The 6,994-nt window shown below is 58.0% G+C and carries 10 protein-coding genes; 1 reads left to right on the forward strand and 9 read right to left on the reverse strand.

Annotated elements, in window-relative coordinates; all coding sequences use genetic code 11:
• The 6 genes from C167_RS0100850 to C167_RS0100875 all read right to left on the reverse strand — a co-directional run.
• Positions 1-534 (reverse strand): PRTRC system ThiF family protein (locus C167_RS0100850; protein ID WP_017516397.1); only part of this gene is annotated, 534 nt, incomplete at its 3' end.
• A complete protein-coding gene (locus tag C167_RS0100855; RefSeq protein ID WP_017516398.1) occupies positions 531-1,235 on the reverse strand; it encodes a PRTRC system protein B in 705 nt (234 codons plus the stop codon). The genes C167_RS0100850 and C167_RS0100855, both read right to left, overlap by 4 nt.
• Entirely contained in the window at positions 1,225-2,502 is a 1,278-nt protein-coding gene (locus C167_RS0100860; protein ID WP_017516399.1) for a hypothetical protein, read from the reverse strand. The genes C167_RS0100855 and C167_RS0100860 overlap by 11 nt, the downstream gene beginning before the upstream one ends.
• 192 nt (positions 2,503-2,694) lie before the next feature.
• Positions 2,695-2,907 carry a PRTRC system protein C gene (locus C167_RS0100865; RefSeq protein ID WP_017516400.1) on the reverse strand — a complete coding sequence of 71 codons (213 nt, stop codon included), beginning with the start codon at positions 2,905-2,907 and terminating at the stop codon, positions 2,695-2,697.
• 11 nt (positions 2,908-2,918) lie between these two features.
• The gene (locus C167_RS32020) at positions 2,919-3,380 is read right to left on the reverse strand and encodes a hypothetical protein (protein ID WP_017516401.1); all 462 of its coding nucleotides are present in this window, start codon (positions 3,378-3,380) and stop codon (positions 2,919-2,921) included.
• Positions 3,381-3,394: 14 nt separating this feature from the next.
• The gene (locus C167_RS0100875) at positions 3,395-5,155 is read right to left on the reverse strand and encodes a PRTRC system ParB family protein (protein ID WP_017516402.1); all 1,761 of its coding nucleotides are present in this window, start codon (positions 5,153-5,155) and stop codon (positions 3,395-3,397) included.
• 248 nt (positions 5,156-5,403) lie between these two features.
• Here C167_RS0100875 and C167_RS0100880 point away from each other — a divergent pair, with 248 nt between their 5' ends.
• Entirely contained in the window at positions 5,404-5,715 is a 312-nt protein-coding gene (locus C167_RS0100880) for a hypothetical protein (RefSeq protein WP_017516403.1), read from the forward strand.
• 73 nt (positions 5,716-5,788) lie between these two features.
• Here the strand turns inward: C167_RS0100880 and C167_RS0100885 are convergent, their stop codons facing one another.
• From C167_RS0100885 to C167_RS0100900, 3 genes are all read right to left on the reverse strand, one after another.
• A complete protein-coding gene (locus tag C167_RS0100885) occupies positions 5,789-6,127 on the reverse strand; it encodes a hypothetical protein (protein WP_157791803.1) in 339 nt (112 codons plus the stop codon).
• A gap of 85 nt (positions 6,128-6,212) precedes the next feature.
• Entirely contained in the window at positions 6,213-6,482 is a 270-nt protein-coding gene (locus C167_RS34060; protein WP_017516405.1) for a nicotinamide mononucleotide transporter, read from the reverse strand.
• Positions 6,483-6,768: 286 nt separating this feature from the next.
• The coding region (locus C167_RS0100900; RefSeq protein ID WP_026078716.1) for a hypothetical protein at positions 6,769-6,994 on the reverse strand (226 nt) is incomplete at its 5' end.

Genomic DNA, 6,994 nt, shown 5'->3' on the forward strand with positions numbered 1-6,994 from the left:
TTTTCCGTTTTCTGAGGCGACCCCTTTATGCGCAGCCCCGAACACAACCTGCCCATGTCTGGCCTCGTTGCCGAGGTCAAGCCACATGCAGTGTTTGGAAAGCACCGAGCTGCTGGCAATTGCACGCCGTGCCGAAGAAAGGTCAACAGCGGAAATGATCAAGTCGGCGGCGCGCATCACCTCTGTCGTCTCGCTGCTTGGGAATCGGAAGGGTAGGGCCTCCCAGGACGTACCCAGCATGAGGTTGTAGCGATTCACCAAGCTGATTGCTTTGAATTGGCCCAAGTCACACGGCCAGAAACGCTGACGTACGAGATTCGGCTCGCGCACGATTGCATCGTCAATGACCGTGACCTCCAGACCCTCTGGATGGCCGAGGGAGCGAAGCGCATGGTGGAAGCTGGCCAGCGCATCAACCACCTCGCTGCCATTGCCACCGGCCCCGATAACCACAATGCGTGGTGCGCGTTCAACCCACGAAGCTGGCGTCTTGTAGATCGGGGATTGCTGAGCCGTGATCGGATGAACGCTCATCGCGCACCCCCTTTGATAGCTTGTGCCAGCGTTAGCGGGCCACTGTACGACCCAGCTGAAACCAGTTTCGAGGCTGGGAACCGCTTCGATCCTTTCTCACTCAGTGCTCGATAGAACTCCTTCAAGGCTTCAAACGAGCGGCAGCCCGCCACCGGCTCAACCGTGCCGCTGTGGGTATTGTCGCTTTCCAGCACGAAGTTTTCCCAGGCCGGGATATTCTCACGTCGAACATCGCGAGGAACGTGGCCGCTGCCAGTGCAGAAGGTTCCACCTTGGTAAACATTCCCCAACGGGGCATAGAAGAGTTCCGTTTCCGGCGTCGGGCGCTGATTACCCTTGAACGCAAAGCAACGGAAGGATTGGTTGGCCGCAGCGATGAAGACCAAGCCTGGCAGCGGGGCGCGTAGGCGCTCGCCAAGGATGGGGATATCGTGCAGACCGGGGCGACGGTACCAGGCCAAGACGGAGCGTGAGCTGAACAGGTAATGCTCAGGGAGATATTCCGCCCCTGCATCCTCATTCAGCAGCAGAGCCGCCAGCTCGGATTTGTCGTAGGCGCTGAATGCCCTCCCAGCGCCCAGCGTGAAGCCGGCCTTACCATCTTCCAGCGCGATGACGCTGTGACTGGTGACCGTGACCACACCGGTCTGGCTGTGGTGGTGTATCAGCATGGCCTTGCTCGAAACTTTTTCACTCAGCATTACCGCATTCCTCTAAAGCGTCGGCGATTCGCTGCAACAGACCTAGCGTCAGCGAAAGCGCATCTAGAACTGGCAGGGTGACGGTGCGCAGTTGATCAGGACTCAGCGGTAACCCAATTGCAGGGAAGCCAGAGCCGCTGACAATGCCGTCAAAACCGTCATAGCTACTCTGCTCTAGATTTGGAAAATCCCTAGTCAGGCACACCAGAATGCTCTCGAAAAGAGAAACCCCATCACCGGCTGTGCCTGGGAAATCGTGGGGGTTGAACTCTTTGAGCGATCCACTGGCCTCATGCTCCAGGCAGTGCTGCAAGGCTTCCGCCAGCACTTGAACCAACGGGGCGTGTGCATCATCACGCTCACAGATTTGCCGCGCTTGATCGAACAGCTCCTCGATCTCACACCGATCTCCCTGGCCAAGCGTGGCTCCAGCTATCTGTTTCAGCTCATCCATCTCGTAGATGGCGTCAAGCAGGCTGTTTACAGAGTCCTCGTCTTGGCCATGGCAGTAGAGATATTCGGCGATGTAATCATCATGCTCGACCGAATCATCCAGCAGGAAGGCGCACAGTTCCTCTCTAGAGTGGGTTGCCAAGCGCGGAGACAGCTCCTCGAAAGCCTCCGATAGACCGTGGTTGAGGTAGCTATGCGGCCCCAGGAAGGTCATTGGCGTGTGGAACGGCAGCAGATGGCGCGTCATCGCGTCGAGTGTTTTGAAAAGAAGCACTCGCAGTTCCAAGCTTGCTGGCGCTTGAACCGTGAAGGAAGCGAAGCAGCTCGACTCCAGAATGAAATGGCCGTCCTGGATTCCGAAGGTGTAGGCGTCCTCGACGGCTGTGGGCACCTTGACTCGACTGATCAACGAGCGCTCTAGCTCCGCCATTATCCTGCCAGCCCCATCAGGGCCTGCCTCGACATGAGGGGCGAGCGCATCAAGACCGATCAACCCTGCCTCTACAGCGCCTATTGCGTAGGATGCCGTCGCAACTGGATCGACGTAGGGGGTGTTCAGCCGGTTCAGCAGGCTGGCGCGTTGCGGGAAGAGGCCTTCATCGTTGATGGCAAATGACGCACCAAGGCGCTGTACAACCTCGCCCGTGAGGCGGTGCAGCCCATAGCTGTTTGGGTACTGCCGAAGCCATTCGATTGAACTTTCAGCTACCAGACCAGCTTCCAGGGCTTCCCGGCACAGCATGCTATGAGCCTGGTGGTCGACCACCCCTGCATAGTCCCGGCTGAACAGTTTGGCCTGTGCGTCACGCATCATAGGCCCAACATTCGGCAGGCTAAGAGGTGTCAGCGCGGCAGGTGGAAGTCGATAGTGCCGGGGTTGGCGGGGGAGGAGAGCAACTTCCATAGCCTTTGTCTCTGCTGGTGGTCTAAACAATCAGGTTCGGTACCGGACGGGAGGTGGCGATCCAGTTCGCCACGCTCCCACGCTTTCAGGACTTCAAGCGGGTCAACCTTTTGCGCCGAATCCGCCGTCTCGGAACTCGTAGACATAGCTGTCATTCTCCACAATGGGGTCGATGATTTTCGCTCCGTTGAGCTTTGGGAACTGACGGGCATAGTGTTTCAGCACATCAGCCACGGACATTTCGGGCTGCGGGTCGGGGAGATCGCGACCGGCGTAACGAAAAACGCGGGCAAGAGAGATTTCAACAAGTGCCATGAATGCAATTCCTAGAAAGAGGCCGCAAGGTTCAGATTGGGTTCATCCGAACCACCATTTGCCTGCGCAGCGTCACCATCCTCGGCATCGGCATCGGCATCGGCATCGGCATCAAGGGCAGGCGTTGCAGACTGCTCAGTAGCTGGTGTGGCGGCTTTCGCCTGCACCGTCGCACCAATCGAGCGGATTTCATCCAGCAGGCTCATCCCCTCATTCAGCGCCTGGACATGCTGTGTCAGGCGCTTCATCAGCGCCCCCTCAATCTCAACAGCACTCCCTACCAGGATCAGCGGGCGGCACATGGCGGCGCGAAGCTGCACTTCGTGTTCGGATGCCTTCTCAGGTGTCGGGCCGAGGTCAGCGGTAACCATCACCTTCAGCGCATCAGCGGAGGCGGTTTCGATTGCCACATTGACGCGGTGTTGAGTGCCCGCCAGTGCAGCAGCCATTACGGAAAAAAACGTGGATTGCATGATGATGTTCCCTGTCAGGCTTGGGTCGATTCGGATTGCTGGGGAGCGGGGTTCTTCCCGCCCTGTGCCGATAGTTGTAACGCAGGCGGCAAATAACCCAACCAGCTGAACTCTTTGAAAGCCAAGATGGCGTCGATAAGAGCGCTTGCCTTGCCGGTGGTCAGCCCTTCAAAAGCCTTTTCGCCCTTCGCCTCGTTGTAGGCGGCGGCAAAGCCTGAACGCTTGCAATCTTCGATAATGCCCGCCTTGACCTGAGCCTTGAGGTAGCTCTCGTTCATCACGAATCCTTTGGCCGGATCGACGTTGGCGTACTCCATAAACTTGAGCGACTGAGCACCCGACACGGATTTCTCGAATGCGTCAGCGCTATCTGTGCGGAATAGCGAGGCGGCAGCCATGCTGCCCATGAACGTGAGGAGTTTTTCCTCCCCGAGTTGCGCAAGCCGAATTTCAGCATCGGCGCGAGCCGTGGTCATCAGGGCGCTTGTGACACCCATGGCCTTTTCCATCTGTGCCCGCAGCTCGCTCTTGAGTTCGCTGCGCATCTCGAAATACATGCTGACGATGGCCACTGCCAGCGCTAGCGAGCGGTCATTGAGCACGACTTGCTTGCTCATACGGGCGTAAAGGTCGAAGGCTTCACGGCGTAGCGATTTCTTCACCTGGGTGGGCTTGGCGCTTGCAGCCTTCGGCTTGGCCGGGGCCGTTCCAACAGCGCTCCCGGCAACGGTGGCTGGCGCGGTGTTCGTTACGGTGGCCAGGGCGGTTTTGTAGGCGGCGGTTTTCTCCTTGTGGCATGGCTTGTTGAAGCACATGCCGCCGATAACGTCGCCTTCGCGCCCTCTCGACACCATGACCACTGCGCCGAAGCTTGCACAGGTAGCGCACGCCGCTGCCTGTTGCTCCCCCACACCATCCTCGCCCCGTGCGACGAGCTTCACGTATGAGTCCTTGGCGAGATTCAGCTCGCTATGAACCACCGCGTGCTCCTCCTGCGCCTCGATCAACCGAACAGAAATTAGCTGCTCGGTTTTCCGGTTCCAGCAGACCGAGTTCTGGCAGCGAGACGCCCCAAGGCTTGCCTCGAACAAATCGGCATTAGCTCCCGAGTTGTGGATGCAGCTCCGGCATTCCGTGGTATCAAAGCGTGCTGTCGAAACGTCCCGAGTCAACTCCAGCAGACGCGCCCTGGTCTGCTCGACGGAATAGTTCTTCTCGATGATCTTCGACAGAATGCCCGCCTGATCGGGTGCAGGGAGACGGCATAGCAATTCAGCATGGCCAATCTTGATCTGCTCCTCCAGCAGGGCCTCGGCTACCGCATCACAGGCGTGAGCGAGCAGCAGGCGGCTATCGAGCTTGGTTCTAGACCAATCCAAGGCCTTCATCACAGCCAAGTGGTCGTTGGCCATGTCCTCCAGCAAAATTACGGCATGCTGGGCTTCTTCGATTGGCGTCAGGTCAGCCCGCACCTGGTTCTCCAGCGCAGCGATCAACCGCGCCTCCTGATCGCTCATAGCGCGAATCAGGGCGGGAACCTCGATCAAGCCCGCATCGTGGGCAGCCGTCCAGCGCCGGTTGCCAGCGACCACCTCATGGTCGTAGTTCGGGTCATCGCTTACAGGCCTGACGAGAATCGGCTGGATGATGCCCTTGGCGCTGATCGAGCGCACCAGTTGCTCGTAAGCGGACTTCTTCCGGCCCTTACGCGGGTCGATTTGCGGGTTGCGGCGGATACGGCCGAGGGGGAGGACTTGGGCTACTTGCTGATTCACTTGGCTAAACTCCGTGTTTGCTATGAGTTCAGCTTCACCCATATTCGGGAAAACCCAAGCACCAAGCCGTGCCGGTTATTTCAGACGCCAATCACGTCTGAAAGCGGGATTAGGGGGGATTTTTTCGAGGTACGTTGAGACGTTGCTCATCCTGGTAGGGAAATTGATAGCCCTGCTGAAACCCAAGGTGGCCACCACTCCAAGTGTCCACCGATCCCAGCACCGAATAACACCCCCGGAGAACCCCGATGAAAAAAATGTTTGCTGAATATCGCTCTCTGTCCGAAGCCAGCAGGGAAAGGGAGTTGAACGATGCCGAACGGCAGCGGCTTGATTACCTTCAAGAAAGGGCAGCTGTGCTCCAACTAGCTTTTATGACCGGATTCGTTTCTATTATGGCGACAGAAGTTGTTTGCCAGCCTCAGTCGTTTCTCGATGCCCTTGCCGTTGGTGGAGTAGCCGCAGTTTCTATTGGACTCATGTTGCTACCCAAGAAAACAGCCAAGCGGCTTATAGCAGCACATGCGCAGCCTCGCGAGGCTAAAGCGTCCAATCCTTGACGCTGGAGGTGCATGTCTCAGTTAGCAAAAGCCCGGTTCATCACCGGGCTTTTGTTTTCATAGAAACGGTGAGTCACTGACTAACAAACACCGCTTCAACTGCCGCCAAGGCTTGGCGAGCCCCGTCAAGCTCTGGCTGTATCAGCTTCAAGCCGCCCAGGTCGTTGCTCATCACCGACACGCAATCCTGAAGCGCTTTTTTTGCCTCAGTGAGAGCAGCCAACAGAGCAGAATCTTTGGCATCCGCAGTAGCCGATGCCCCGTCTACTACGCTGAGGCGTTTGCTGAGAACGAAGTAGATGTGCGGGAAAACTAGCTCCTGGACAACACCTGCATTCTTCGCTGCTTTTGCTGACGCTTCTTCAACGATAGAGATCAGCTCTGCCTTGTGGATCGGGTTGAATAGTTGCATGTGGTGGCTCCCAGTGACGAATGCCCCCAGCATGCCGGCCATCCTCCAAAACCCAAGGCCTCATCCCAGAGGCCGAGCGAGCGGCTTACCCCTCGACGCAGGCAAGGCTGGCTGAGCGCGTGGCCGACACAGCGGGGTACCACCAGCGGATCAACCCGGTAATGTTCGTAGCAACGAAACACCCATTCAGCAGCAACAATCCCCAGGCCTGCGCAAGAACGGCGTAGCAGCAGAGGCTCAAGCTCGATACGAGGAATAGCCACCACCCCCACGGAGACACACGGGTATTGGTCGAGATCATCAGTGCGCCGAGGACGCCACAGAGGCTTCCGATCCACTCGAAATACAGGGTCATAGGTCAGTCCTTCACATGTTCCAGGGAGATTTCTTCGGCTCGAATTTCGTTGATGATCCGATGAGCATTGAGCCGACACTGGGCGGGATACGCCAGAGGGTCGTGGCCTCGGCGTTCAAAAGCAACGATGAGCTGGGCCTTCCAGGCGATACCAGATGACTTGGGGTCGGGGTCTAAGCCTCTGGCAGCGGCAATGCGGGCTTGCCGGTAAGACTGACACCATTCAGCCCTGGTCGCGCTGTACCGGCCCAGACTGGGTTTGCGAGGGAAACACATAACCCCCCCCTCAGGTGAGCGCAAATTTGCGGAGGGAGTCACCGAGCGTCCCCGTCCATACAGCGCCCGACTTCGAGCTTTCCCCGTGATAGACGTTGAAGTGCTCGCCCTTCTTGATCGAGTTCGGAACACAGGCACGCCGCACCACGGGATGGCCGTCGATATCGAAATCCTGAAAACCGTGATGGGAGTTCACCAAGCGAGCGATGAAGGTCAGTGGCTCTTTGGGGGGGGGG

It is taken from the genome of Pseudomonas nitroreducens TX1 (genome assembly GCF_000313755.1).
Classification (GTDB): domain Bacteria; phylum Pseudomonadota; class Gammaproteobacteria; order Pseudomonadales; family Pseudomonadaceae; genus Pseudomonas; species Pseudomonas nitroreducens_A.